General features: G+C 72.5%; 25 protein-coding genes. 10 read left to right on the top strand and 15 right to left on the bottom strand.

Annotated elements, in window-relative coordinates; genetic code table 11:
- Positions 1-8: 8 nt before the first annotated feature.
- Entirely contained in the window at positions 9-728 is a 720-nt protein-coding gene (locus ACZ4VL_RS15950) for a PspA/IM30 family protein (protein ID WP_468200014.1), read from the top strand.
- Positions 729-955: 227 nt separating this feature from the next.
- Here ACZ4VL_RS15950 and ACZ4VL_RS15945 read toward each other — a convergent pair whose 3' ends face one another.
- From ACZ4VL_RS15945 to ACZ4VL_RS15915, 7 genes are all read right to left on the bottom strand, one after another.
- The gene (locus ACZ4VL_RS15945) at positions 956-3,577 is read right to left on the bottom strand and encodes a SpoIIE family protein phosphatase (protein ID WP_468200013.1); all 2,622 of its coding nucleotides are present in this window, start codon (positions 3,575-3,577) and stop codon (positions 956-958) included.
- Positions 3,578-3,726: 149 nt separating this feature from the next.
- Positions 3,727-4,167, bottom strand: a complete 441-nt coding sequence (locus ACZ4VL_RS15940; protein WP_468200012.1) for an ATP-binding protein — start codon at positions 4,165-4,167, stop codon at positions 3,727-3,729.
- Positions 4,168-4,330: 163 nt separating this feature from the next.
- Positions 4,331-4,750 (bottom strand): (deoxy)nucleoside triphosphate pyrophosphohydrolase, encoded by a 420-nt coding sequence (locus ACZ4VL_RS15935; protein WP_468200010.1) that lies wholly within the window; start codon positions 4,748-4,750, stop codon positions 4,331-4,333.
- A 30-nt stretch (positions 4,751-4,780) separates the two neighbouring features.
- Positions 4,781-4,966, bottom strand: coding sequence for an SPOR domain-containing protein (locus ACZ4VL_RS15930; RefSeq protein ID WP_214943524.1), 186 nt, complete (start codon positions 4,964-4,966; stop codon positions 4,781-4,783).
- 435 nt (positions 4,967-5,401) lie between these two features.
- Positions 5,402-6,154 (bottom strand): GntR family transcriptional regulator, encoded by a 753-nt coding sequence (locus ACZ4VL_RS15925; RefSeq protein WP_385838145.1) that lies wholly within the window; start codon positions 6,152-6,154, stop codon positions 5,402-5,404.
- Positions 6,155-6,279: 125 nt separating this feature from the next.
- A complete protein-coding gene (locus ACZ4VL_RS15920; RefSeq protein WP_468200008.1) occupies positions 6,280-7,482 on the bottom strand; it encodes a DUF4190 domain-containing protein in 1,203 nt (400 codons plus the stop codon).
- Between the two features lie 170 nt (positions 7,483-7,652).
- Complete coding sequence (locus ACZ4VL_RS15915) at positions 7,653-9,221, bottom strand: S8 family peptidase (protein WP_468200100.1); 1,569 nt, start codon at positions 9,219-9,221, stop codon at positions 7,653-7,655.
- A gap of 237 nt (positions 9,222-9,458) precedes the next feature.
- Here ACZ4VL_RS15915 and ACZ4VL_RS15910 point away from each other — a divergent pair, with 237 nt between their 5' ends.
- Both ACZ4VL_RS15910 and ACZ4VL_RS15905 read left to right on the top strand, forming a co-directional pair.
- Positions 9,459-10,571: a pyridoxal-phosphate dependent enzyme gene (locus ACZ4VL_RS15910; protein ID WP_468200007.1), complete on the top strand. Its 1,113-nt coding sequence runs from the start codon at positions 9,459-9,461 to the stop codon at positions 10,569-10,571.
- A 173-nt stretch (positions 10,572-10,744) separates the two neighbouring features.
- A complete protein-coding gene (locus ACZ4VL_RS15905) occupies positions 10,745-11,554 on the top strand; it encodes an isocitrate lyase/PEP mutase family protein (RefSeq protein WP_468200006.1) in 810 nt (269 codons plus the stop codon).
- Positions 11,555-11,566: 12 nt separating this feature from the next.
- On the opposite strand, the gene ACZ4VL_RS15900 is transcribed toward ACZ4VL_RS15905, so the two are convergent.
- The 4 genes from ACZ4VL_RS15900 to ACZ4VL_RS15885 all read right to left on the bottom strand — a co-directional run bounded on the left by ACZ4VL_RS15900 (position 11,567) and on the right by ACZ4VL_RS15885 (position 15,630).
- Positions 11,567-12,349, bottom strand: coding sequence for a trypsin-like serine peptidase (locus ACZ4VL_RS15900; protein ID WP_468200005.1), 783 nt, complete (start codon positions 12,347-12,349; stop codon positions 11,567-11,569).
- Between the two features lie 8 nt (positions 12,350-12,357).
- Complete coding sequence (locus tag ACZ4VL_RS15895; protein WP_468200003.1) at positions 12,358-13,464, bottom strand: alpha/beta hydrolase; 1,107 nt, start codon at positions 13,462-13,464, stop codon at positions 12,358-12,360.
- A 241-nt stretch (positions 13,465-13,705) separates the two neighbouring features.
- Complete coding sequence (locus ACZ4VL_RS15890; RefSeq protein ID WP_468200098.1) at positions 13,706-14,797, bottom strand: alpha/beta hydrolase; 1,092 nt, start codon at positions 14,795-14,797, stop codon at positions 13,706-13,708.
- Between the two features lie 395 nt (positions 14,798-15,192).
- A complete protein-coding gene (locus ACZ4VL_RS15885) occupies positions 15,193-15,630 on the bottom strand; it encodes a MarR family winged helix-turn-helix transcriptional regulator (protein WP_468200001.1) in 438 nt (145 codons plus the stop codon).
- A 115-nt stretch (positions 15,631-15,745) separates the two neighbouring features.
- On the opposite strand from ACZ4VL_RS15885, the gene ACZ4VL_RS15880 reads away from it, so the two are divergent.
- A complete protein-coding gene (locus ACZ4VL_RS15880) occupies positions 15,746-16,741 on the top strand; it encodes an SMP-30/gluconolactonase/LRE family protein (protein WP_468199999.1) in 996 nt (331 codons plus the stop codon).
- 36 nt (positions 16,742-16,777) lie between these two features.
- Here the strand turns inward: ACZ4VL_RS15880 and ACZ4VL_RS15875 are convergent, their stop codons facing one another.
- On the bottom strand, positions 16,778-17,011 hold the full coding sequence (locus ACZ4VL_RS15875; protein ID WP_468199997.1) for a type II toxin-antitoxin system Phd/YefM family antitoxin: 234 nt from the start codon (positions 17,009-17,011) through the stop codon (positions 16,778-16,780).
- A gap of 105 nt (positions 17,012-17,116) precedes the next feature.
- Here ACZ4VL_RS15875 and ACZ4VL_RS15870 point away from each other — a divergent pair, with 105 nt between their 5' ends.
- Positions 17,117-17,698: a Uma2 family endonuclease gene (locus ACZ4VL_RS15870; RefSeq protein WP_468199995.1), complete on the top strand. Its 582-nt coding sequence runs from the start codon at positions 17,117-17,119 to the stop codon at positions 17,696-17,698.
- Positions 17,699-17,796: 98 nt separating this feature from the next.
- On the opposite strand, the gene ychF is transcribed toward ACZ4VL_RS15870, so the two are convergent.
- Positions 17,797-18,885, bottom strand: a complete 1,089-nt coding sequence (gene ychF, locus ACZ4VL_RS15865; RefSeq protein ID WP_468199993.1) for a redox-regulated ATPase YchF — start codon at positions 18,883-18,885, stop codon at positions 17,797-17,799.
- 135 nt (positions 18,886-19,020) lie between these two features.
- Between ychF and ACZ4VL_RS15860 the strand changes: the two genes are divergently transcribed.
- On the top strand, positions 19,021-19,536 hold the full coding sequence (locus tag ACZ4VL_RS15860; protein WP_468199991.1) for a DUF6542 domain-containing protein: 516 nt from the start codon (positions 19,021-19,023) through the stop codon (positions 19,534-19,536).
- Here the strand turns inward: ACZ4VL_RS15860 and ppgK are convergent.
- Together ppgK and ACZ4VL_RS15850 are read right to left on the bottom strand one after the other, a co-directional pair.
- Positions 19,533-20,384 (bottom strand): polyphosphate--glucose phosphotransferase, encoded by an 852-nt coding sequence (gene ppgK, locus ACZ4VL_RS15855; RefSeq protein ID WP_468199990.1) that lies wholly within the window; start codon positions 20,382-20,384, stop codon positions 19,533-19,535. The genes ACZ4VL_RS15860 and ppgK overlap by 4 nt on opposite strands.
- Before the next feature lie 21 nt (positions 20,385-20,405).
- The gene (locus ACZ4VL_RS15850) at positions 20,406-21,413 is read right to left on the bottom strand and encodes a 4-hydroxy-3-methylbut-2-enyl diphosphate reductase (protein WP_468199989.1); all 1,008 of its coding nucleotides are present in this window, start codon (positions 21,411-21,413) and stop codon (positions 20,406-20,408) included.
- Between the two features lie 94 nt (positions 21,414-21,507).
- Here ACZ4VL_RS15850 and ACZ4VL_RS15845 point away from each other — a divergent pair, with 94 nt between their 5' ends.
- The 4 genes from ACZ4VL_RS15845 (at position 21,508) to ACZ4VL_RS15830 (ending at position 25,300) form a co-directional block, all read left to right on the top strand.
- On the top strand, positions 21,508-22,989 hold the full coding sequence (locus tag ACZ4VL_RS15845) for an APC family permease (protein WP_468200097.1): 1,482 nt from the start codon (positions 21,508-21,510) through the stop codon (positions 22,987-22,989).
- A gap of 9 nt (positions 22,990-22,998) precedes the next feature.
- Positions 22,999-24,237, top strand: a complete 1,239-nt coding sequence (gene xseA, locus ACZ4VL_RS15840) for an exodeoxyribonuclease VII large subunit (protein WP_468199987.1) — start codon at positions 22,999-23,001, stop codon at positions 24,235-24,237.
- 124 nt (positions 24,238-24,361) lie between these two features.
- Positions 24,362-24,598 (top strand): exodeoxyribonuclease VII small subunit, encoded by a 237-nt coding sequence (locus tag ACZ4VL_RS15835; RefSeq protein WP_468199986.1) that lies wholly within the window; start codon positions 24,362-24,364, stop codon positions 24,596-24,598.
- 111 nt (positions 24,599-24,709) lie between these two features.
- Positions 24,710-25,300 (top strand): malonic semialdehyde reductase, encoded by a 591-nt coding sequence (locus ACZ4VL_RS15830; RefSeq protein ID WP_468199984.1) that lies wholly within the window; start codon positions 24,710-24,712, stop codon positions 25,298-25,300.
- Positions 25,301-25,457 lie beyond the last annotated feature (157 nt).

Here is a 25,457-nt window from a genome sequence, read left to right as displayed (position 1 = left end):
AGCGTCCCGTGAGCAAGCAGACCATCCTCGGCCGTGTCGCCCAGCTCGCCAGGGCCAACATCAACGCGTTGTTGGACCAGGCGGAGGACCCGCAGAAGATGCTGGACCAGCTGATCCGCGACTACACCAACAACATCTCGGAGGCGGAGCAGGCGGTCGCGACCACCATCGGCAACCTGCGGATGCTGGAGGCGGACCACCGCGAGGACGTGGACGCGGCGGCGGAGTGGGGCCGCAGGGCGCTGGCGGCGAGTCGTAAGGGGGACGAGCTGCGGGCGGGCGGGGCGGCGGCGGAGGCCGACCGGTTCGACCACCTCGCGAAGGTGGCGCTGGCCCGGCAGCTCCAGTCGGAGCGGGAGGCCGCGACGGCGGCGCCGGTGATCGCCGCGCAGACGGAGGTCGTCGACCGGCTGAAGGCGGGTCTGGAGGCGATGCGGGAGAAGCTCACCGAGTTGACGGCGAAGCGCGACGAGCTGGTGGCGCGCGCCCGGGCGGCCGAGGCGCAGAACAGGATGCTGGACGCGGTGGAGAGCATCGACGTCATGGACCCGACGAGCGACCTGAGCCGGTTCGAGGACAAGGTGCGGCGGGAGGAGGCGCGGGCGCTGGGCCGGCAGGAGCTGGCGGCCTCGTCCCTGGACGCGCAGTTCGAGGCCCTGGACGACCTGGGCCGGTCCGCCGAGGTCGAGGCGCGGCTCGCGGCCCTGAAGTCCGGCGGGGCGGCCTGACCCGCCGGTCGCGCGAGAACGGTGGTGTGTCGCTCCAGGCCGTGGGCGGGGGGACGACGACCGGCTCGGCGTGGCCCTTCCGGTCCGCGGCCGGGGTCGTGGCCGGGGTCGTGGCCGGGTCGAGGAGTGCGACGGTCCGGTGCGGGACGTCCCCGCTGCGGCCCGGGCCGGTCACCCGGGCCGGTCAGCGGCCCGGCTCGGGTCGTGTTCCGCCCGGGTGGTCCTCGTCACCCGTACATGTTCAGGAGTTGTTCCGCCGACAGTTCCGGTGTCGGGTCGCCCTCCTCGCCCGGGAGGGGCAGCTCGAACCAGACGGTCTTGCCGCGGTGGGTGCGTCGGGTGCCCCAGCCGGCGGAGAGCAAGCCGACCAGTTGGAGGCCGCGTCCTCCCTCGTCGGTGTCGCGGGCCCGGCGGCGGCGCGGCTGGACGAGGTTGCCGTCCCACACCTCGCACACCAGGGTCCGGTCCAGCAGCAGTCGGAGCCGGATCTCGCCCTCGCCGTACCGCAGGGCGTTGGTGACGAGTTCGCTGACGAGCAGTTCGGTGGTGTCGAGCAGTCCCTCCAGGCCCCAGGCGGGCAGTTTCGCCCGGGCCAGTTCGCGGGCGCGGCCCACGGAGCGGGCTTCGCGGGGCAGTTGCCAGTCTCCGACGGCCTCGACGGGGAGCCCTTGGACGCGGGCCATGAGCAGGGCGATGTCGTCTTCTCCGTGTCGGGTGTCGAGGGTGTTGAGGACGTGGTCGCAGACGTCCTCCAGGGGTCGTACCGGGTCGGCCAGTGCTTCGCGCAGGCCGCGCAGGCCTTCCTCCAACGGGTGGTCGCGGGATTCGACGAGGCCGTCGGTGTAGAGGGCGAGCAGGGCTCCCTCGGGGAGGTCGATCTCGACCTCCTCGAAGGGTTCGCCGCCCACCCCGAGGGGCATGCCGGGCGGGACCTCCAGGAGCAGGGCGGGCCGGGGCGGGGCGCCCGGTTCGGGCGGTTCGACGAGCACGGGCGGCATGTGGCCGGCGTTGGCGATGGTGCAGCGTCGGGTGACGGGGTCGTAGACGGCGTACACGCAGGTGGCGAGGTACACCTCGGAGCGGTCGGCGTCGCGGGAGTGCAGGGCTGCGCGGGAGGCCTGCTGGGAGCCGCCGGGGACGCCGAGTCCGCGGGCGATCTCGTCGAGCGCGGTGAGCACCTCGGCCGGCTCCAGGTCGAGCAGGGCCAGGGTGCGTACGGCGGTGCGCAGTTCGCCCATGGCGACGGCGGCCCGCAGGCCGCGGCCCATGACGTCGCCGACGACGAGGGCGGTGCGGTGTCCGGGCAGTTCGATGACGTCGAACCAGTCGCCGCCGACTTCGGTGGCGGCGTTGCCGGGCAGGTAGCGGCAGGCGATGTCGAGGCCGGCGGCTTCGGGGTCGCCGGGCGGGAGCAGGCTGCGTTGCAGTATCAGGGCCCGTTCGTGTTCGCGTCGGTAGAGGCGGGCGTTGTCGATGCAGACGGCGGCGCGGGCGGCGAGTTCGACGGCGACGGCCCGGTCGCGTTCGCCGAAGGGTTCGCTGCCTTTGGTGCGGGAGAACTGGGCGAGTCCGACGACGGTGTCGTGCGCGACCATCGGCACGACGAGCGTGGACTGGACGAGGTCGTCGGGCCCGCCGCCTTCGATGATGCGCGGCCGGGCGGTGCGCAGGGCCAGTGCTCCGGGGGAGGCGGCCGGGTAGCGGTGGATCTCGCCGACGGCGACGGCGGCGCCGGCCCCGGACAGGGGGGCGTCGGAGACGGCGGAGGCGAAGGCGACCCGCCGCAGCGGTGCGGAGGGGGCGCGTCCGTTGCGTTGTCCGGGGGGTAGGGAGGGGACGCCGGGGCCTTGGGGGCGCGCGGGGCGGTCGTCGTCGCCGAGGAGCAGCCCCTGGTAGAGGTCGACGGCGGCGAGGTCGCAGAAGCCGGGGACGGTGACGTCGAGGAGTTCGCGGGCGGTGGTTTCCAGGTCGAGGGAGTTGCCGATGCGGTGCCCGGCTTCGTTGAGGAGGGCGAGATTGCGCCGTACGCCGGCGGCCTCGCGGGCGGCGAGGTGGCGGCGGGTGACGTCGGTGCCGATGCCGGCGACGCCGACGGGGCGGCCGCTGGCGCCGTGGACGCGGTAGAGGTTGATGGACCAGTGGCGGTTCTCGCGCCGGCCGGGGGCGGCGCCGGTGATCCGCAGGTCGGTGACGGCTTCCCCGGTTTCCAGGACCCGGCGCAGGGCCTCGGTCATCCGTTCGGCCTCCTGCGGGGGGAGGTAGTCGTGGACGGTGCGGCCGCGGTGTTCCTCGACGGCGCCACCGAAGACGGTGGCGAAGCGGCGGTTGGCCCGCTGGACGGTGAGGTCGGTGCCGAAGAGCAGGAAGCCGAAGGGAGATTGGCCGAATATGGCCTGTGAGGCGGCGAGGTCGGACTCGATGCGGCGCAGGGCGCGGACGTCGACGACGACGCAGAGTGCGGCGCGTTCGGCGGTTTCGGTCTGGGTGGGCATCACGTAGATCTCGGCCACGCCGTGGGCGCCGTTCCCGCCGGGGATCCGGAAGGGGACGAGGCCCGTCCATTCCTTGCCGTCGAGGATCTCGGCGACCCTCCGGTGGCCGCCTTCGCGCAGTTCGGGCGGCATGAAGGCCTCGACGGGGTCGCGTCCCACGACCTGTGCGGCGGTCAGTCCGAACAGTTCCTCGGCGCGCAGGCTCCACTGGTCGACGAGGCCGTCCGGCCCGATGGAGAACGATGCGACCTTGATGTAGTCATATATCGAGCCAGGCGGGCTGCTGTGCCACAGGGAGTCGTGCCATGCCTCCCCGGGCACTCGCGCCTGATGTGCCTGCGCAGGTATCTCGCTCACGCGACCGTCCCCTCCAGCTCACCGCAACCGGACCGGCCATGACCGAAGTATTCAGCACCACGGCCCCGGACGGCACGGCGTTCCCGATCACGAAAAGGTCCCGACTGTTTCGAGCCATGCCGGGTGATCGTCGGCCACCCCTCACCTTGTTACTCACCAGGAAGAGCCAACTCGAACCACACCGTCTTGCCCGACTTGCTGTGACGTGTCCCCCAGCGCCGTGCCGTGGCGGCCACCAGGTGCAGTCCCCGGCCGCCCTCGTCGTCGGCTTTGGCAACGCGTTCGCGGGGCGGATCCGGAAGCGGATCGGAAACTTCCACGAGTAGGGCGGCCCCTTCGGCGGGGTTCTCGGGCGGGCTCTCGCCGGGCTGCTCGCGGCGCTCCAGCCGGACCCCGATCGGGCCCGAGGCGTAGCGCAGGGAGTTGGTGACCAGCTCGCTGACCAGCAGGACGGTCACGTCACCGACGGAATCGAGGCCCCAGGTTCGGAGCTGGCCCCGCACGGCGTGGCGTGCGGTGCGGACGGCACCAGGCTCGGCGGGGAAGGCCCACTCGGCACATTCGCCGTCTGTGTCGATCACGCCGATCACTTCCCGGGCCTGCAGCGGCCCCCGTCCGGTTCAGCCGGGAGAGGGCCTCTTGGGGCGGTACACGATTAGGTACTAATAGCGACATACCCCCTATTCGCGGCGTCGTACCACGCATCCCCCGGGTACCGGCGCACTGTGGCACGGATGGACGGGAACGCGAGCCTCATGCGCCCTGTTGCGACCCGGTGTGCGCGGTGCGCATCCGGCGCCCGATCTCGGCCACCGCGGGCCGGTCCTGGTCGAGCCAGTCCACCGAGTCCAGTTCCTCGGGGTCGAGCCAGCGCAGCTCGTCGTGGTCCTCCAACGGCGCGGGCTCGCCGGAGAGCAGCCGCGCGGTCCACACGTGCAGGACGAGTCCGGGCTTCAGCGGCCACGTCCCCGGGATGCGCTCCACCGGCGCGGCCTCCACGCCGAGCTCCTCGCGCAGTTCGCGGACCAGTGCCTCGGCGTCGGTCTCGCCGGGCTCGGCCTTGCCCCCGGGCAGCTCCCAGCGGCCGGCCAGCTCCGGGGGCGCACTGCGCCGGGCGGCCAGCAGGCGGCCCTCATGACAAAGGGCTCCGCCCACGACCACACGTTCCGTCATGGGGCGGAGCCTATGCCACTGCCTCGACGGTCAGTTCGTCGTGGCGGTCTGGCCGATCCGTTCGACCCAGTAGAGCTGCTTGTGTCCGCGGTCGTCGAGGCTGTCGACCACCTTCTGCGCCTCGGCGCGGGTGGGGTAACGGCCCACCCGGTAGCGGTTGCCGTTGTCGTCCTGACGTATGACCAACCACGGGAGCAGGGCACCGCTGTCGTTCATCGCGTCTCACCCTCCGCCGATCCACCTGCCCGGGAAACCCCATTGCGCATATGCCCGAGCTTACGCCCGACCTTTACTGAGCGGATACGGTTTTTCACGAAGAGGAACCTCGGCGGCGTACGCATCCGGCCACGCGTACGAGTGAGCCGCGCACTCCGGTCCGGACCCGGCGCACCACGGGGGCGGCCGAGCGCCCGTACGCGCCCCTCCGTAGGGGCCGGACCGCGGCTCCGGCCCTGGCCGGACGGCCCCTGCCCGACCCCCTCCCCCTCGGCGGACGCCCCCGGGTCGGGGGGCGCCGCGGGGGTGTGCGGGGCGCGGCGGCGCAGGCGCGGGTGAGGGGGCGCACGGCGGGGTCCGACGCAACGGTGCAGGCCCGCAGCGAACCGGAGCCACCGGCGCCGGTCCGGATCGCGCCGAAACCCGCCGGTAGGTTTACCGCACCGGGAGGTGGTAGGCGAGTCGGTAGCGGTCCGCCGGGACCACCACGTCGGCGGTTTCGACGGCCCTGCCGGAGGCGTAGTAGGTCCGGCCGATCACCAGCACCACGTGCCCGGGGACCCCGCCCAGCAGCGCGATCTCCTCGGCGAGGCCCGGCCGCGCCCCGACCTCCTCCACCACGTTGTCGACGACGATGTCGATCGCCGCCATCCGGTCGACCACCCCGGAGCCGCCCAGCGGCCCCTCCTCCGGCAGCATCACCGGGGTCCGGCCGGTCACGGCCAGCGGCTCCCACGAGGTGGACAGCATCATCACCTCGCCGGCGTCGCGGAACACGTACCGCGTCCGCATGACGCGCTCGCCCGGCTCGATGCCGAGCCGCTGCGCGATCGCGGCCGGGGCGACGGCCTGCTCGCTGCTGGACTCCCACGTCCCGCGGGCGCCCGCCTCCGCCTGCTCCTGGCGGAACGGCGTCGACGGCCCGCCCGTGCGGTAGCCGGAGCGGGCGACCCGCCGCGGCACCGGCTGCTCCCTCACGTACGTGCCCGAGCCGGAGCGGCCCTCGACCAGGCCCTCCGCCATGAGGACCTTGCGCGCCTCCAGCGCCACCGTGTCGGAGACCCCGTACTCCTCGCGGATCCGGGCCTGCGAGGGGAGGCGGGCGTGCGGGGGCAGGGACCCATCGACGATCTGCCGTCGCAGATCCCCGGCGACGCGCAGATAGGCCGGCTGCTCACCGAAAGCCACTGAGGCCCTCCCATCAGGTTGACAGACAGCCACACCCTCGCAACGGTCGGTTGCACGCCGCAAGCGAGGGCCAGGGTTTCACTCGAAGTGATGAAGGCTGGTCACTCAAACCCCGTTACCGCGCGTCACCTGCCGCGTTCCGAGGCGGGCGCGACCGGGACCCTCCCGCCCGACCGCCCGCCGGACCCGTCTCCGGACCCGCCACCGGGCCCGCCGCCGGAGCCGTCGCCCCGGCCCGGACCCGCGCTGCTGCCCGGCTCGTCCTCGGCCAGCCATTCCGGCACCGTCGTCGACAGGCCGTACGCCCCGCGCAGCGCCTTCTCCGTCGGCACCGTCAGCGCCGCCGAGGCCCGGTCCCAGGCGTCCTGGAAGTCCGCGGGCCGGACCGCCGCGCCCGCCTTCTGCCACGCCCCGCGCGCCGCCGCGACCTCCTTCAGCTGCGCCCGCGCCGGCCCGGCCAGCTCCGGCCGGCGCGCCGCGACCTCGTCCAGCACCCGGGCCTCCGCGGCCAGGGCCCGGTCCACCTCACGGGCCCACTCGCGGTACGTCGGCAGCGCCTCGTCGAGGTCCTCGTCGGGCCCGTGCCCCAGCGCCAGGTCGACCTCGTTCATCGCGTGCAGGAAGGTCACCTGGTCCGGCTTCAGCATCCCGGCGTCGCCGCGCAGGCTGCCGCGGTGCTCCTCCCCCGCCGTGCCGATCACGCACAGCAGCCGCCGCTCGCCGCCGCCCAACCCCTCCCGCGGCGGCGCGAACCAGAACAGCTCCGCGTACCCCGGCAGAGCCCAGGAGTCCATGGCGTACGCGTCCTGGGCGCGCCAGCAGGCGTCCGTGGCCGCCCACTTCATCTTCCGGCCGCCGCGGAACTGCGCCGGGTCGAAGCGGGTCGAGGAGGTGACCTCCCCGTGGTGCACCTCCGTACAGGCGACGCGGTAGAACAGCGGGTCCTCGTCGAGCAGGTCTCCGCCGGGGACGTTGAAGCAGTCGCCGGCGCGCAGCTCGTCGATGTCGGTGACCTCCCCCTGGACGTCCTCGTACGGGGAGAGCGTGTCGAGGCCGGAGAAGAGCGGCTCCGCGGCCCGGCCCACGGCCAGGAACAGCAGTGCGGTCGTCACGAGCGACACCGCCAGGCCGGTGATCGCCAGCGGTCTGCCCCGCTCGCCCTTCCCGGCGATCTGGACGAGGGCCACGATCCCGAAGACGATGCCGAGCGGCGGCAGGCACAGGAGCCCGACGAGCAGCGACGCGAGCGCGAAACCGTTGAGTGCCGGTTCCCCTTGGTCCGGCCGGGGGGACGGAGCCGGCCAGTGGGGCGGCGGCTGGGTGCTCACGGGGTACGGGCTCCATCGCAGGTGTCGCGAACGAATGCGCGAAACAGTACACAGCGGGGGCGACCGTGGTGTCGGTCGCCCCCGCCGGTTCCGGTTCGCCGCGCCCGAGGCGGTCGGTGCGGTGATCCCGGGTCAGGTTCCCTGCACGGGACCCTGGTTCGGTGCCGGGCTCAGAACTGGAGCGCCCAGGAGTCGATCTTTCCGGTGTCGACGTTGGCGTTGTCGTTCACCCGGAGCTTCCAGACGCCGTTGGCGACCTCTGAGGAGGCGTTGACGGAGTAGGTCTGCAGGATGTTGTCGGCGCTGCCGCCGGCGCGGTTGTGCAGGGTGTAGACGGAGCCGTCGGGGGCGACGAGGTCGACCTTCAGGTCGCCGATGTACGTGTGCTTGATGTCGACCGAGACGGCCAGGGCGGCGGGGGCGTTGCCGGAGACCCCGCTGACGGTGAGGGGCGACTCGACGGTCGCGTTGTCGTTGACGGCGAAGTCGGCGGTGTTCTCGAAGCGCGGTCCGCCCGGCGGGGTGGTGCCGCCGCCGACGAACAGCAGGCGGTTCGGGGAGCCGGTTCCGGGGCCGGTGACCACGTTCGGGGTGGCCGCGGCCACCAGGGCCGAGGCGACCTGGGCCGGCGTGTTCGACGGGTTCTGCGACAGGTGCACGGCGGCGGCGCCGGCGACGTGCGGCGAGGCCATCGAGGTGCCGGAGATGGTGTTGGTGGCGGTGTCGCCGGTGCCCCAGGCGGAGGTGATGGAGGAGCCGGGGGCGAAGAGGTCGAGCACGTTGCCGTAGTTGGAGAAGCTGGACCTGGCGTCGCTGCTGGTGGTGGCGCCGACCGTGATGGCCTCGGTGACGCGGGCCGGGGACTTGGTGTTGGCGTTGGTGGACTCGTTGCCCGCCGCGACCGCGTAGGTGATGCCGGCGGCTATGGAGTTGCGGACGGCGGTGTCGAGCGCGGAGTCGGCCCCGCCGCCGAGGGACATGTTGGCCACGGCCGGCTTGACCGCGTTCCGGGTCACCCAGTCGATGCCGGCGACGACCTGGGCCGTCGTACCGGAGCCGTTGTTGTCGAGGACGCGGACGGCGACGATCTTCGCCTTCTTGGCGACGCCGTGGCTGCTGCCGGCGACGGTGCCGGCGACGTGCGTGCCGTGGCCGTGGCCGTCCTGGGCGGTGTTGTCGTTGTCGATGGCGTCGAAGCCGTAGGAGGCGCGGCCGCCGAAGTCGGTGTGGGTGATGCGCACGCCGGTGTCGATGATGTACGCGGTCACGCCCTCGCCGGCCTTGTCCGGGTAGGTGTAGCTGCTGTTGAGCGGCAGCGCGCGCTGGTCGATGCGGTCCAGGCCCCAGGAGGGCGGGCCGGGCTGGGTGCCCTGGGCGCCGTCGACGGTGAAGACGCGGTTCTGCACGACGGACGTGACCGCCGGGTCGGCGGCGAGCTTCCTCGCCTGTGCCTCGGAGACCTCGACGGAGAAGCCGTTGAGGGCGGAGCTGTAGGTGCGGTCGATGCGGGCGCCGTACTTCCTGGCGACGGCCTTTCCGCCGGCTTCGGTCGAACGGGTGGTGTCCTTCAGGGTCACGATGTAGCTGCCGGCCACGGAGCCGGGGGCGCCGGCGTTCTCGATGACGCCCTGCGGGCCGTTGTCGGCCGCTGAGGCGGGGAGCGCGGCGGTCGTGCCGAGCGCGAGGGCCAGGGCGGCGGCCGCGCCGAGCCCGGCGGCCTTCCGGCGGGTGTGACGCATGGACATGTGGGGGGTCCTCCTCGTCGGGGATGCGCTTCGGGGATCCGGGACGGCGGCGCGGCACCACCGGGCGCACACGATCACAGGCCATGGGCATGGTCATGACAAATCGCGGAGGGGCTGCCGAGCTGCCGCCTCCGAAAGGTTGGCGCAGCCTCGCGCCATCCCACAAGGGGAAGGCGAACGCGTAACATCCGTGCCATACAACGGCCATGAACGAGCAAAGGTGCTCCGCACATGACGCACGCAATCCCCGGTTACGTCTGCCCCGACGACGGCACGCGCGCGGATGCCCGGACGGCGCCCTGGTGCTGCCCCGTCTGCAGCGGCCCGTGGGACCTCGACTTCGCACCGGATCCGGCCATCGAGCTCAACCCGTCCGCCGGACCCAACTCGCTCTGGCGGTACGGCTCCGCCCTGCCGCTACCGGGTGCTTTCTCCGTCACCCTGTCGGAGGGCAACACTCCGCTGGTCCCGCTCGCGGAGCGGATTCACGCCAAGCTGGATTTCCTGATGCCGACGGGTTCGTTCAAGGACCGGGGCGCGGTGATGCTCGTGGAACTGGCCCGGCGGCTGGGTCCGGAGCGGGTGATCGCGGACAGCAGCGGCAACGCGGGAACGGCCGTGGCCGCGTACTGCGCACGGGCCGGGCTCACATGTGAAATTTTCGTGCCCGAAGGCACATCGGCGAAGAAGACCGAGCAGATGCGGGCCCACGGCGCCGCCGTCCGCGTCGTACCGGGAGGCCGGGAGGCCACCGCCGAGGCGGCCCGGGCCGAGGCCGACCGCCCCGGCGTCTTCTACGCGAGCCACGTCTTCAACCCGTACTTCCTGCATGGCACCAAGACGTACGCGTACGAGGTCTGGGAAGGGCTCGGCGGCCGGCTCCCCGAGGCCCTCGTCGTCCCCGTCGGCAACGGCACGCTGCTGCTCGGCGCCGCGCTGGCGGTGGAGGAGCTGGCCCGGCGCGGGGCGCGCCCGCCGGCCCTGGTCGCGGTGCAGACGGCGGCGGTGTCCCCGCTGGCCGCGGCCTTCGAGGCCGGCGCGGAGGACGCGGACCCGGTGGAGCAGCAGCCCACCCTGGCCGAGGGGATCGCGATCCCGGCCCCGCCGCGCGCACGACAGATCCTGGCGGCGGTCCGCAAGTCCGGCGGCACCTTCCTGACCGTGTCCGAGGAGGCCCTGCGCGCCGCGCAGCGGGACCTGGCCGGTCGGGGGCTCTTCGTGGAGCCGACGGCGGCGGCCTGCTGGGCGGCGGTGGGCCCCGCGGCCCCGTCGGACCCCCTGGCCGGCCGCACGGCGGTGGTCCCGCTGTGCGGTACGGGTCTGAAGGCGGGTCTGGCTCCCTGACCCGGGGCGAGCCGCCGGCCCGGCGGCGGAGGGCGCGGGTCCGGGTCGGAGGGCACGGTTCCGGGGTCGGAGGGCACGCTTCCGGGGTCGAAGGGCGCGGTTCCGGGTGGGCGCGGACGTAGATGTCGGAGAATCGCCGGTCACGGGCCGGGGCCGTCTGCTGGACTGGCCCCATGACCAACCGTGTTGACCTCGCCCACCGCTTCGCCGCGCTGCACACGCCCGGCGCCCCGCTCGCCCTGGCCAACGCCTGGGACGTGATGAGCGCCCGTCTCGTCGAGGCGGCCGGCGCCCCGGCCGTCGCCACCACCAGCGCCGGTGTCGCCTGGTCCCTCGGCGCCCCCGACGGGGACTCGCTGGCCCGGGACCGCGCCCTCGACCTCGTCACCCGTGTGGCCGGCGCCGTCCGCGTACCCGTCACCGCCGACATCGAGGGCGGCTTCGGCGCCGACCCGGCCGGCGTCGCGGAGACCGTCGCCGGTGTCGTCGCCGCCGGCGCGGTCGGCATCAACATCGAGGACGGCAACCGCGCACCCGCCGACCACGCGGAGCGCCTGGCCGCGGCCCGCGCCGCCGCCGACGCCGCCGGGGTCCCGCTGTACGTCAACGCGCGGATCGACACCTACCTCTTCGGTCTCGGCGACCCGGCGGGCCGGCTCGACGAGACCCTGTCCCGCGCCGCCGCCTACCTGCGGGCGGGCGCCTCGGGCGTCTTCGTGCCCGGGGTCACCGACCCGGCCGTGGTCGCCGAGCTCGCCCGCGGCATCGACGCCCCGCTGAACGTGCTGGCCGGGCCCGGCGCCCCGTCCGTGGCCGAGTTCGGCAAGCTGGGCGTGGCCCGCGTCAGCCTCGGCTCCGCGGTCGCCGAGGCCGCGTACGGCGTGGTGCGCCGCGCCACCGAGGAGCTCCTCGCGGCCGGCACGTACACCGCGGTCGCCGACGCCCTCCCGTACGGGGAGCTGAACGGCCTGCTCAAGGGCTGACCAGGCGGGCCGTCAGTCCTCGGCCGCCTGCTCGTACAGGGCCCTGGCCCGTTCGTCGAGCAGTGCGGCCGTGGAGTCCACGTCCGTGTCCCCGCCGCTCAGCACGCCGATCAGCCGGCCCGGGCTGCCCGGCCCGCCGCGGTCGGCGATGAACGGGCTGCCGCTGGTGCCCGTCCAGAACCCGGCGCACCCGATGTACAGCATGGCCGGGTCGTCCTCGTCGTGGGTGGTCTGCGTGGTGCAGGAGACGGGTTTGTTCTGCGGGTTGCGGCCGGACTCGGGGTAGCCGACCACCGTCACGTCCCGCTCGTAGCCGGAGGTCCACTCGGGTGCCGGGGCCTCCCCCGGGCCGACGGCCTGCTGGACGGTCAGGCCGTCCTCGTCCGGCTCGATGCTGAGGAAGGCGTAGTCGGCGGTGTCCTCGCCCCACTTCGTCCACCGCTCGTCCACGTGGACCGCCCGGACCTTCCACACGCCGAGCGGCTGCCTGCCCGCGCCCTCGCCCGAGAAGGCGGGCGCGAAGGACAGCTCGCCGATCTCCCGGCCGTCGTGGGCGACCTCGCCGGGCTCGCCGTTCTCCCCGGCCGGTGCCACGCAGTGCGCGGCGGTCGCGACGACGGTGCCCTTGGGGCTGTCGACGACGCTCGCCGTGCACCAGTGCTCCCCGTTCGCCATGAGCACGCCGACCCCGGGGAAGGGGTGCACGGCGCCCGCGTCCTCGTCCGTGGCCTTGACGAAGCCCACGGCGAGGGCGGCCGCCACACCGGCGACGGCCGCCGCGGAGGCTCCCCTCACGACCGCGTTCAGCGCACGCCGGGATCGGGGGTCGGTGCCGACATCACCTTGCTGATCCACTCCAGGGAGCCCTCCCTCATGCCGCGAACATACGACTTTCCGTTGTGCTCACCATCCTGGATCACCTGCAGCTCGGTGTGCACGGGGCCCCTGCCGTACTCCTTCATGAACTTCTCCTCCCTCTCGCGGCCGGTCTCGGCGGTGCCGATCTGGAAGTTGATGTAGACCTCGGGGCCGCCCGCGGAGATCAGCTTCTCGGCGAGCTTCTCCGGGTTGTTCGCGTCCATGGCCTGCTTGTTCCCGTTCCACAGCGGGGAGTCAGGGACGATGTCGACGCCGCTCGCGATGGCCGCCTTGAACCGGTCGGGGTGCTTCAGGACGTGCTTGAGCGCGCCGAAACCGCCCGAGGAGGAGCCCATGATGGCCCAGCCGTCGCGGGAGGTGAACGTGCGGAAATTGGCCTTCGTGAAAGCCGGGATGTCATCGGCCATCCAGGTGCCCATCTTGGGCTGGCCGGGGATGTCCGAGCCGTCGAAGTGGTGCTTGGTGTCGGCGTTGATCACCGGCATGACGAGGATGAAGGGCAGGCTGGTCCCCGCCTTCACCCCGTCGGTCACGGCCTGCTGCAGGCCCAGGCCCGGGCCGGTGCCCCAGTAGTTCTTGGGGTAGCCGCGGCCTCCGGGCAGGGAGATCAGGACCGGGAAGGCGCTCTTGGCGTACTTCGGGTCGTCGTACTGCTTGGGCACCCAGACCCACACGTCGCCGGTGAAACCCGACTTCGCGCCGGTCAGCGTCGTCTTGGCGATCTGGGTGCCGTCGGGCAGCCGGCTGGTGCGGACGAAGGCCGCCTTGGGCCCGGTGGGCATGCTGACCCCCGCCCGGATGTCCTGGGTCGCGGCCGATTCCTTGACCTTGTCGAAGGACATGGGATCCCCTATGTCCGAGAACAGGCCGAACTTGTACGCCGCTGCTCCACCGCCGGCGGTCAGCGCGAGCGCGAGCCCGCCGACGATCAGAAGCCTGCGCAGGCTGCGCTTGGGGCGGGGGCGGCCCGTGGTCACGGGGCCTTCCTCGACCGCGAGGCGGCCGTCGCCCTGAAGCTGGTCATGCTGCACGAAATGTCCCGTTCCTTCTCCGGCGCCCGGACGGGCGCGAGTCGGACCGATCGGTCCCCCTTACACCCGTTACAGAGGCATCAACGACCGGATGGGTTGCCTGGGACGGGCGGGACGTGGCGCGAGCCACGCCCCGCCCCGCGCATCGTGCTGCGTGCCTGGTCGGCCGGGGGGTCGACGAGGATGGCGGCCGGGGATCGACCGCGGGCCGCCCGGGGATCGGCCGGAGATCGGCCGGGGATCAGCCGGCTTCGGGCTTGGGCCCCTTGAGCACCTTGCTGATCCACTCCAGGGAGCCTTCCTTCATGCCCCGGACGTAGTGCCAGCCGTTGTGCTCGCCGTTCTGGATGTCGCGGATGGTGGTCTTGACGGGACCCTTCCCGTACTGCTGCTGGAACTTGACCATCCGGTCCTTGCCGCTCTCCTTGGTGCCGACCTGGAAGTTGATGAAGACCTCCGGACCGTTGCTGTCGATCAGCTTCTTGGCGAGCTTCTCCGGGTTGTTCGCGTCCATCTCCGCCTGGTGGCCCTTCCACAGCGGGGAGTCGGGGACGATCTCGCCACCGCTGGCGATCACGGCCTTGAACCGGTCCGGGTACTGCAGGACGGTCTTCATGCCGACGAAGGCTCCGGAGGAGGAGCCCATGAAGGCCCAGCCGTCACGGGACTTGTAGGTGCGGAAGTTGGCCTTGGCGAGGTTCGGGACGTCCTCGGCGATCCAGGTGCCCATCTTGGGCTGGCCCGGAATGTCGGAGCCGTCGTAGTAGTACTTGGCGTCCGGGTTGAGCACCGGCATGATCACGATGTACGGAAGGCTCGTGCCGGCCTGGACGCCCTCGCTGATCGTCTTCTGCAGGCCGAGGCTGCGGTCGATCCAGTAGTTGTCGGGGTAGCCGTTGCCACCGGGAAGCGCGATGAGGACCGGGAAGGCGCTCTTGGCGTACTTCGGGTCGTCGTACTGCTTCGGGGCCCAGACCCACACGCTGCCGGTGAAGCCCGACTTGGGACCGGTCAGCGTGGTCTTGGCGATGATCGTGCCGTCGTCCAGCTTGGTGGTCTGCTTGAACTCGGCCTTCGGCCCGGTCGGCATCTGCACGTCCGGGTCGCCGGACGGCGCCGCCGCCTTCGCCCCGCCCTGGGCCCCGTCGCCGGAGCCCTTGCCTGCCGCCTGGTCCTTGCCGAAGCTCACGGTGTCGCCGTTGCCGGAGAACCACTCCGCCTTCCAGGCGGCGAAACCGCCACCGCCCAGCAGCAGGACCAGCGCCAGGGTGGCACTGATCCACACCGCCTTGCGGGACCGCTTGCGGGGCGGCTCGGTGTCCCGCGGGCGTATGTGGGCGCTCGGGTCCGGGCAGGGCGGCCCGACCGGCTGCGGCTCGTAGGGGTGCTCGCGCGCCGCGCGACCCGGTGGTGGGGGCGGCTGCTGCGCGTGCGGATCCGGGTAGGGCCGACGGCCGCGCTGCTCCGCGTACGGCGGGTACCCCTGCGACTGGTCCTCGTACGGCTGGTCCCCGTACGGCGGGTACGGCGAACGCGGCTGGTCGTCGGGCCGCGGGCGCTGCGGGTACTGGTGCACGGACTTCGCTCCGAACGGTCATGGCTGCCCCCGAGCGGGACAGAAGCTGTGGGCGTCCCCCTTGGTTCTGATGTGCGAATGCAGCATTCCGTTCCAAGAACCGGCAAAAAGACGACCCGCACATCACCGCACGGGAACCGCACACCCCAAGATCACGTCCGGCCGCCGAGCACCTGCGCGCACCGCCCCAGCAGCCCGACCAGCAGTTCCCGCTCCTCCTCGGAGAACTCGGCGGCGAGCGCCCGCTCCACCGCCACGGCGGCGGCGTCCGCCTGCTCCATCACGGCCCGGCCCTCCTGCGTGAGGCGGGTCTCCAGGACGTTGCGGTGCCACTCGTGCGGGGAGCGCTCGATGAGCCCGCGCTCCTGGAGGTTCTTCAGGACGGTGGTCATGGTCGGAGGCGTCACCCCGCACAGCCGGGCCAGCGCGGCGGCGGAGATGCCCGGCTTCTCGGCGAGCCAGAGGAGGGCCGCGTACTGCGGAACCGTTACCGCAGAGGGCTTGAGCGCTGCGGTCTTCGCCGCGAGGAGCGTCTGCTCGGCGCGCTTGAGGTGCGAACCGATCCGCTCCTCGGGGGCCATGGAGGTCATCACCGCATACTAATCCCCTTGCGATGATTAGAGCTCTAACATACATTCACGCTCACACAACAAGCAGGCTTCGAACTTCGAGCGTCGAACAACCTGCCCTGCCCGGAAGCCGAAGATGAAGAAGAGGACCCTGGTGTCGAAGAAGCTCCTGTCCGCCGCCGTCCTGTCCCTGACGGCGGCACTCACCCTGACCACCGCACCGACGGCGGTGGCGCAATCGCACGGCGGCCGGATCTCCACGGCCTTCACCCTCCCCGGCGAGAAGGTCTACCCGGAGGGCATCGCCACCGACCGCCGCACCGGAGCGGTCTACGTCGGCTCGTACGCCGACGGCACCGTCTACCGGGCCCTGCCCGGCCGGGGGAGGGCCGAGGTGTTCCTGCCCGCCGGGGCCGACGGCCGCCGCACCGCCAACGGCCTGCGCGTCGACGCCCGCGGCCGCCTGTGGGTGACCGACTCCACCGCCGGGGTCACCGTGTACGACACCGGGACCGGCAGCCGCCTGGCCCGCTTCGAGGTCCCGGGGGCCGGCCCGCGCTTCGTCAACGACCTGACCATCACCCCGGACGGCACGGCGTACCTGACGGACAGCGTCCGCGCGGTGGTCTACCGGGTCACCCCGCACGAACTGGCCGCGGGCTCCGGGACGCTCACCCCCGCGTACGACCTGAGCAGCCGGCTCACTCCGGTCCCCGGGCGCACCTTCAGCCTCAACGGCATCACCTCGGACCGGGCGGGCCGGTACCTGCTCGCGGTGGACATGATCGCGGGCGACCTCCACCGCATCGACCTGCGCACGGGCGCGCTGTCACGCGTCACGCTCCAGGGCGGCGACCTGACCCACGCCGACGGCCTGGACCTCGACGGCGACGGCACCCTGCGGGTGGCCCACAACACCACCAACACCCTGACCCGGTGGCACCTGACCCCGGACGGCACCCGCGCCCGCCTGACCCGCACGCTCACGGACCCGTCCCTGCAGATCCCGACGACCCTGACCCACACCCCGGGCCGCACCCTGGTGGTCCGCTCCCAGTTCGACAAGGGCGGCCCCATGGGCGGCCCGGACACCCCGACCACCTTCACGGTCGCCGCGATCCAAGGCCTCTGACGCCCGCACCGTCACACCACGCCGGGACCGACCGACTCAGACCCCGACGCGCGACCGCGGTCGGACGCACTCCCGTACGCCGTGATCCCCCGGCGTGCCTTCGCCGGAACGGAACGGGTACGAGCCTTCACGCAACGCCGCATAGTCCTCGGCGGACAGCAGAACGGCGTCACCGTGCTCGGAGACGATCTCGACGACCTCGTGACTCTCGTTGACCTTCTTGATCAGCGGAAGGAGCCCGTTTCGGGCGGCGCAGGCAGTAACGAACATGCCCCCGACCCTTCCCCCAACCAACACCGTTTACCCCCACTCCGAAACAGCCGGAAACCGTTGCACACACCTTCGACTCGAGCCGCGGACCGCTACCGTGAAGCCATGACCGCACTGCCCGACTGGATGCGCCCGCCGCGCGCGGAAGGCTGGTTCGCGGAGGACCTGGACAGCCTCCCCGAGGCACCCCGCCACACCGAGCTCATCGACGGAGCCCTCGTCTTCATGATGTCGCCCCAGAGGTGGTGGCACGGCCACCTCGTCACCATGCTCACGGTCGCACTCATGCAGCAGGTGCCCGCCGACACCAGAGTCGGCCGCGAGATGACCATCAAGCTCGACCCGCGCAACCGTCCGGAACCGGACCTGCTGGTGACGACGGCCGATTTCGACGGCGACCGCACCTGGTTCGCACCGGAGGACGTCCAGCTCGTCGTCGAGGTCGTCTCCCCCGAGTCCGCCCACCGCGATCGCACGGTGAAACTCCGCAAGTACGCGGAGGCCGGCATCCCGCACTACTGGTGCATCGAGGACGAGGACGGGGCACCCGTCGTCCACGTCTACGAGCTCGACGAACCGACCGGCGCCTACGCGCCCGCCGGCATCTTCCGGGGCACCCTCCAGCGTCCGGTGCCCTTCGAGATCACCCTGGACCTCGACGAGCTCACACCGCCCCGTGGCAGCTGAAAGTCGGCACGGGAACGCGGAAGGGGTCGGACTCGACAGAGTCCGACCCCTTTGAGCTGCACGTTCAACCTGTCAGCCCCGATGGAACACGCGCGTCGTCACACGTTGAAGCGGAATTCGACCACGTCGCCGTCCTGCATGACGTATTCCTTGCCCTCCATGCGGGCCTTGCCGGCGGCGCGGGCCTCGGCGACCGAGCCGCAGTCGACCAGGTCGGCGAAGTGGATGACCTCGGCCTTGATGAAGCCCTTCTGGAAGTCGGTGTGGATGACACCGGCCGCCTCGGGGGCCGTGGCGCCCTTCTTGATGGTCCAGGCGCGGGCTTCCTTCGGGCCGGCCGTGAGGTACGTCTGCAGGCCCAGGGTGTCGAAGCCGACGCGGGCCAGGGTGGCCAGGCCGGGCTCCTCGGCGCCGACGGACTGGAGGAGCTCCATGGCGTCGGCCTCGTCGAGCTCGGCGAGGTCCGCCTCCAGCTTGGCGTTCAGGAAGATCGCCTCGGCCGGGGCGACCAGGGTGCGCTGCTCGGCCTTGAAGGCGTCGTCCGTCAGCTCGTCCTCGTCGACGTTGAAGACGTAGAGGAACGGCTTCGTCGTGAGGAGGTGCAGGTCGTGCAGGAGCTCGGCCTTCTCGGAGCCCTGGACGATGCCCTGGGAGAAGAGGGTGTCGCCCTTCTCCAGGATCTCCTTGGCCGCCTCGACGGCCGCGACCTTCGGGGCCACGTCCTTCTTGATGCGGGCTTCCTTGGCCAGGCGCGGCAGGACCTTCTCGATGGTCTGCAGGTCGGCGAGGATCAGCTCGGTGTTGATCGTCTCGATGTCGTCCTTGGGCGAGACCTTGCCGTCGACGTGGACGACGTTCTCGTCCTTGAAGGCACGGATGACCTGGCAGATCGCGTCGGACTCGCGGATGTTCGCGAGGAACTTGTTGCCCAGGCCCTCGCCCTCGCTCGCGCCGCGCACGATGCCGGCGATGTCGACGAAGTCGACGGTCGCCGGGAGGACGCGCTGCGAATTGAAGACCTCGGCGAGCTTGGCGAGGCGCTCGTCCGGGACACCGACGACGCCGACGTTCGGCTCGATGGTGGCGAACGGGTAGTTGGCCGCCAGTACGTCGTTCTTGGTCAGGGCGTTGAACAGGGTCGACTTGCCGACATTCGGCAGGCCGACGATTCCGATCGTGAGCGACACGTTGGCGACTTCCCGTAGCTGGAGGGGGCGGCGGCCCGGGAGCGGGCCACCGGACAGTTTACTTTCCGATGAGCGGGTCGCGTTGTACGCGTGTCCCCACGTCGATAGCGGACCCCGCCCGCCTAGCTTTGGGGGGTGGAGCACTACAGGACGCGCCCGGCCCCTCACCACCCGCAGCGGCAGCAGCCCCGGCGTCCCGGCGGTGTGCCCGCCCAGGGCGGCGGCGGGCGGCCCCGGCCGGCCGCCGTGCGCAGGCTGCCGCGACCACGGCTGACCGGGCTCGGCGGCGGGCTGTTCGCGTGCGTGGCCATGACGCTCGTCGCCGGGTTCGTCTGGCTGCTGTTCGACGGCTCGCAGTTCGTGTACGGGCTGCTGTTCGTGCCCGTCGCGGCCGCGACCGCGCTGTGGGTGCGGCCCGCCGACCTCGTCACCGCGCCGATCGCCGTGCCGATCGCCTTCGCCGTCGGGGTCTGGCCGATCTCCGGCGACTCGGGCGGGTTCGGCGCGCAGGTCATGGGCCTGGTGTCGGCCCTGTCGCTGCACGCCGGCTGGCTGTACGGGGGGACGCTGCTGGCCGCGCTGATCGTCATCGTGCGCAAGGCCGCGCTGATCGGCAGGCGCCGCCTGCCCCGCCGGGCGACACCCTCCTAGGAGCTGCGGTCCGGCCCTGGGCGCTGCGGCCCCTGGGCGCTGCGGCCCGCCGCCGACCGCACTCCCGCCTCCGCATCCTTCCCCACCGCGGCCTCCGCCTCCGCCGCCGACCCCGCGGCCGCCGCCATCGCCGCGCCCACGATCCCCGCGTTGTTCTGGAGCTTCGCCGGGACGATCTCCGCCCGGATGCCGTCGATCAGCGGCAGGAACTTCTCCGGTTTGCGGCTGACGCCGCCGCCCAGGATGAACAGGTCCGGCGAGAACAGCATCTCCACGTGGGCGAGGTACTTCTGGAGCCGCCGCGCCCAGCGCTCCCAGGTGAGGTCCTCGTCCTCCTTGGCCCGGACCGACGCCCGCTTCTCCGCGTCGTGGCCCTTCAGCTCCAGGTGCCCGAGCTCCGAGTTGGGGACGAGCCGCCCGTCCGTGAAGACGGCGCTGCCGATGCCGGTGCCGAGGGTCAGCAGGATGACGGTGCCGCCGCGGCCGCGGCCGGCGCCGTGCGTCATTTCGGCGATCCCGGCGGCGTCGGCGTCGTTGAGGACGGTGACGTGCCGGCCGTCGAGCCGCTGCGCGAGCAGGCCGGCGGTGTCGACGCCGATCCACGACGGGTCCATGTTGGCCGCCGTGCGGGTGACGCCACCGGTGACGACGCCGGGGAACGTCACCCCGATCGGACCGTCCCAGCCGAAGTGGCGGACCACCTCGACGACGCAGCCGGCCACCCCGTCGGGGGTGGCCGGCTGCGGTGTCAGTACCTTGTGGCGCTCCTGGGCCAGGCCGCCGCGGTCCAGGTCCACGGGCGCGCCCTTGATCCCGGTGCCGCCGATGTCCACGCCGAAGATGTGCATGGACTCACCGTACGGAAAGGGTTACTCGTCGGCGACCAGTGCGTCGGCTTCCGTGCGCAGATCGCGCCGCAGTTCCTTCGGCAGGGAGAAGGTGATGGACTCCTCGGCCGTCTTGACGATCTCCACGTCGGCGAAGCCGCGCTCGGACAGCCAATCGAGCACCTCCTCGACGAGCACCTCCGGCACCGAGGCGCCCGAGGTCAGGCCGACGGTGGTGACGCCCTCCAGCCAGGCCTCGTCGATCTCGCTGGCGAAGTCGACCAGGTGCGCGGCGCGCGCGCCCGCGTCGAGGGCGACCTCGACCAGGCGGATGGAGTTCGAGGAGTTCTTGGAGCCGACGACGATGACCAGGTCCGCGTCGGCACCCATCGCCTTGACGGCCGCCTGCCGGTTGGAGGTGGCGTAGCAGATGTCGTCGCTCGGCGGGGAGACCAGCAGCGGGAACTTGGTCTTCAGCGCGTCGACGGTCTCCATGGTCTCGTCGACCGAGAGGGTGGTCTGGGAGAGCCAGACGACCTTGGACTCGTCGCGGACGGTGACCTTGTCGACGTCGTCCGGGCCGTCGACGATCGTGATGTGGTCCGGGGCCTCGCCGGAGGTGCCGATGACCTCCTCGTGGCCCTCGTGGCCGATCAGGAGGATGTCGAAGTCCTCCTTCGCGTACCGGATGGCCTCCTTGTGGACCTTGGTGACGAGCGGGCAGGTCGCGTCGATCGTCGCGAGCTTGCCGCGCGCCGCCTCCTCGTGCACGACCGGGGCCACGCCGTGGGCGGAGAACATGACGATGTTGCCCGGGGGGACCTCCTCCGTCTTCTCGACGAAGACGGCGCCCTTCTTCTGCAGCGTCTGGACGACGTACTTGTTGTGCACGATCTCGTGCCGGACGTAGACCGGCGCACCGTACTGCTCGAGGGCCTTCTCGACAGCGATCACGGCTCGGTCGACGCCCGCGCAGTAGCCGCGGGGAGCGGCGAGCAGGACGCGGCGGGTAGCGGGACCAGGGGCGGCGGCAGCACTCATGCGGTCCATCGTACGGGGGCCGCGGCGGGGCCGTACGCCGCCCGTTCGGGCCGGCCGCCAGGGCCGTGTCGTGCGTCCGCTCCGGGTGTCCCCCGCGGGGATGATGGCGTCCGTGACGGATTCCGGTTCCGGCCCGGCCACGGTGCCTCCGCGGCGGCCCGGGGCCGCCTCCCTCGCCCGGAGCCTCGGCTTCCGGGACCTGGTCGTGTACGGGCTGCTGTTCATCGCCCCCATGGCCCCGGTCGGGGTCTTCGGCACCCTCGACGCCCGCTCGCACGGGGCGCCGGCCCTGGTGTACCTGGTCGCGACGGCCGCGATGGCCTGCACCGCGTCCAGTTACGCGCAGATGGTCCGGGTGGCCCCGCAGGCCGGGTCGGTGTTCACGTACGCCCGCAAGGGGCTCGGCGAGGGGGCCGGGCTGGTGGCGGGCTGGATGGCGCTGCTGGACTACCTGCTGGTGCCGGCGGTCGCGTATCTGTTCTCGGGGATCGCCATGCATGCGCTGGTCCCGTCGGTGTCCCGGTGGGTGTGGACGGCGCTGGCCGTGCTGGTGACCACCGCCCTGAACCTGTGGGGCGTACGGGTGGCGGCGCGCGTCGGCTTCGTGGTGCTGGCCGCGGAGGTCGTGGTGCTGCTGGTGTTCCTGGTGGCTGCGGTGACCGTGCTGGTACGGGACGGGGCGCAGCGCGGCTGGTTGTCGCCGCTGGCCGGGGACGGCTCGCCCGGTTTCACGGCCGGGGCGGTGCTGGGCGCGGTGTCGGTGGCGGTGCTGTCGTACCTCGGTTTCGACGCGATCGCCTCCTTCGCGGAGGAGGCGACGGGGGGCTCGGAGCGGGTGGCGCGGGCGCTGCTGTTCTGCCTGGCGCTGGCCGGGGTGCTGTTCGTGGCGCAGAGCTGGCTGGCGGCGCTGCTGATGCCGGTGTCCGCGGCGGAGCTGGCGGCGGACCCGGAGCTCCAGGGCCCGGCCTTCTACACGGCGGTGGAGTCCTCCGTCGGGGCCTGGCTGCACGACCTGGTGGCGGTGAGCAAGGCGGTCGGGGCGGCCTTCGCGGCGCTGGCGGGGCAGGCGGCGGCGGGCCGGCTCGTCTTCGCGATGGCCCGGGAGCGGCGGCTGCCGGGGGCGCTGGCCCGCGCCTCGGGCGGCACCCCGCGGCCGGCGCTGCTGGTGGCGGCGGTGGTCACGCTGGTGGCGGCGGTGGGGGCGGCCCGGCGCGCCGACGGCCTCGACCACCTGGTCTCGGTGGTGGACATCGGGGCGCTGACGGCGTTCACGCTGCTGCACGCCTCGGTCGTCGGCTGGTTCGTCGTACGCCGGGCGGGGGGCCCGCCCCACTGGGGGAAGCACCTGCTGGTGCCGGTGGTGGGCGCGGCCGTGACGGTCGCGGTGATCGCCCGGGCGTCCGGGGCGGCCCAGGTGGTGGGGGCGGTGTGGCTGGTGGTGGGCCTGGGGGTGCTGGTGGCCCAGCGGGGCGGCCGCGGGGGAGGCGGCCGGAGCGGTCACGGTCACCGGGAAGGCGACGGGGAAGGCGGCCGCGGGGGCGGTCATCGGGGCGGCCCCGCAGACGCTGTCGGTCCCGGCGGATAGCCTGCCTGCATGGGTCTGAATACGTCGGCCGACGCGCCGCTGCCGGTCGGTCAGGTGTCCCGGCTCATCGGGGGCTGGATCGACCGGCTCGGCCAGGTCTGGGTGGAGGGGCAGATCACGCAGCTCTCGCGGCGGCCGGGGGCGGGGGTGGTCTTCCTGACGCTGCGCGACCCCTCGCACGACGTCTCGCTGTCCGTGACCTGCTTCCGGCAGGTCTTCGAGGAGGTCGCGGACGCCGTCACGGAGGGCTCCCGGGTGGTCGTGCTGGCCAAGCCCGAGTGGTACGCCCCGCGCGGCCAGCTCTCCCTGCGGGCCACCGAGATACGGCCCGTCGGCATCGGCGAACTGCTGGCCCGGCTGGAGCGGCTCAAGCGGTCGCTGGCCGCCGAGGGGCTGTTCGCCCTGGACCGCAAGAAGCCGCTGCCGTTCCTGCCGCAGCTGATCGGGCTGGTGGTGGGGCGGGCCTCGGCGGCCGAGCGGGACGTGCTGGAGAACGCCCGGCGGCGCTGGCCGGCGGTCCGCTTCGAGGTGCGCAACGTCGCCGTGCAGGGGGTCCACGCGGTGCCCCAGGTGATCCAGGCGGTCAAGGAGCTCGACGACCTCGCCGAGGTCGACGTGATCATCGTGGCGCGCGGCGGCGGCAGCGTGGAGGACCTGCTGCCGTTCTCCGACGAGGAGGTCGTCCGCGCGGTCGCGGCGGCCCGTACGCCGGTGGTGTCCGCGATCGGGCACGAGCCGGACTCGCCGTTGCTGGACCTGGTCGCCGACCTGCGCGCCTCCACCCCGACGGACGCCGCGAAGAAGGTGGTGCCGGACGTCGGCGAGGAGCTGGACCGGGTGCGCCAGTTCCAGGAGCGGGGGCTGCGCGCGGTGCGCGCCCTGCTCGACCGCGAGGAGCGGGGGCTCGCCCACGCGCTGGCGCGGCCGGTGTTCGTCCATCCGCAGCGGATGGTGGAGACCAGGGAGGACGAGCTCCAGGCCCTGCTGGGGCGCAGCCGGCGCACGCTGGGGCACCTGCTGGACCGGGCGGACTCGGAGCTCGCGCACACCCTGGCCCGGGTGGTCGCGCTGTCGCCGGCGGCGACGTTGGAGCGCGGGTACGCGGTCCTGCAGCGGGCGGACGGGCACGTGGTGCGCTCGCCGCAGGAGGTGGCTGCGGACGAGGTGCTGCGGGCCCGGGTCGCCGAGGGCGAGTTCTCCGTACGCGTCTCGGAGCACGCGGAGCACTCGGAGCCGGGCCCGGAGTGACCACGGGAGGGCCCGCCGGCGGCCCTCCCGAGCGGCGCACGAGCGGCGCACGAGCGTCCCTCGAAGCGGACATGACACATTTTTCCCGCGTACTGGCGGGTACGACACCGGAGGCGGTGCAGGAATGACGGAAGCCGATACCTCGTTGGGGTACGAGCAGGCCCGCGACGAGCTCATCGAGGTCGTCCGCAAGCTGGAGGCCGGCGGCACCTCCCTGGAGGAGTCGCTCGCGCTCTGGGAGCGGGGCGAGGAGCTCGCGAAGGTCTGCCGGCACTGGCTGGAGGGCGCCCGCGCCCGCCTGGACTCGGCGCTCGCGGCCCGCGAGGCGGAGGGCGGGGGGCGGGGGGACCACGGGGAGTGACCCGCGGGGAGTGATCCGCGCCACTCGCGGCCAGATTTAGTTGAAAGTTCGACTAATTTGGCCGTAAAGTCGGTGGCGACGCTTCACCTCCGTATGGAAGAAGGCTTTCCGATGTCCCTCGTTCTCGACTCCGCCGCCCAGGACCTGTTGTTCCGCGAGGCCCGCACCACCAGCGCGTTCTCGGACGAGCCGGTGACCGAGGAGCAGGTACAGGCGATCTACGAACTGGTCAAGTACGGCCCCACCGCCTTCAACTCGACCCCCCTGCGCGTGACCCTGGTCCGCTCCCCCGAGGCCCGCCAGCGCCTGGTGGAGCTGATGGACGAGGGCAACCAGGCCAAGACCGCCGCCGCGCCCCTCGTGGCGATCCTCTCCGCGGACAACGAGTTCCACGAGGAGCTGCCCACCCTGCTGCCGCACTTCCCGCAGGCCAAGGACGTCTTCTTCAGCGAGCGCCCGACCCGCGAGCGGGCCGCGCTGATGAACTCCGCCATGCAGGCCGCGTACTTCATCGTCGGCGTCCGCGCCGCCGGCCTGGCCGCCGGCCCGATGGGCGGCTTCGATTACGTCGGCATCCAGAAGGAGTTCCTGGACGACGACCACACCCCGCTGATGGTCGTCAACCTCGGCAAGGCCGAGGGCGAGGTCCCGCACCCCCGCGGCCCGCGCCTGACCGCCGACGAGGTCATCACCACCGTCTGAGCCGGCCGAGCCGTCCGCCGGACGGGCGACCGACCACGCGCGAAAGGCCGTGGGGGCCGGGGGGGGGCGGGGGGGGAGGGACTTTCGTTGTCCTTGGGGTGGGCGGGGCGTGTAAGGGGCCGCGTTGATACGCGCGAATCCTCCGAGGGCCCGAAAC

Source organism: Streptomyces sp. NPDC029014 (assembly GCF_055564695.1).
The sequence above is the reverse complement of the archived record's forward strand: the minus strand, read 5'-3'. Positions and strand labels throughout refer to the sequence as shown.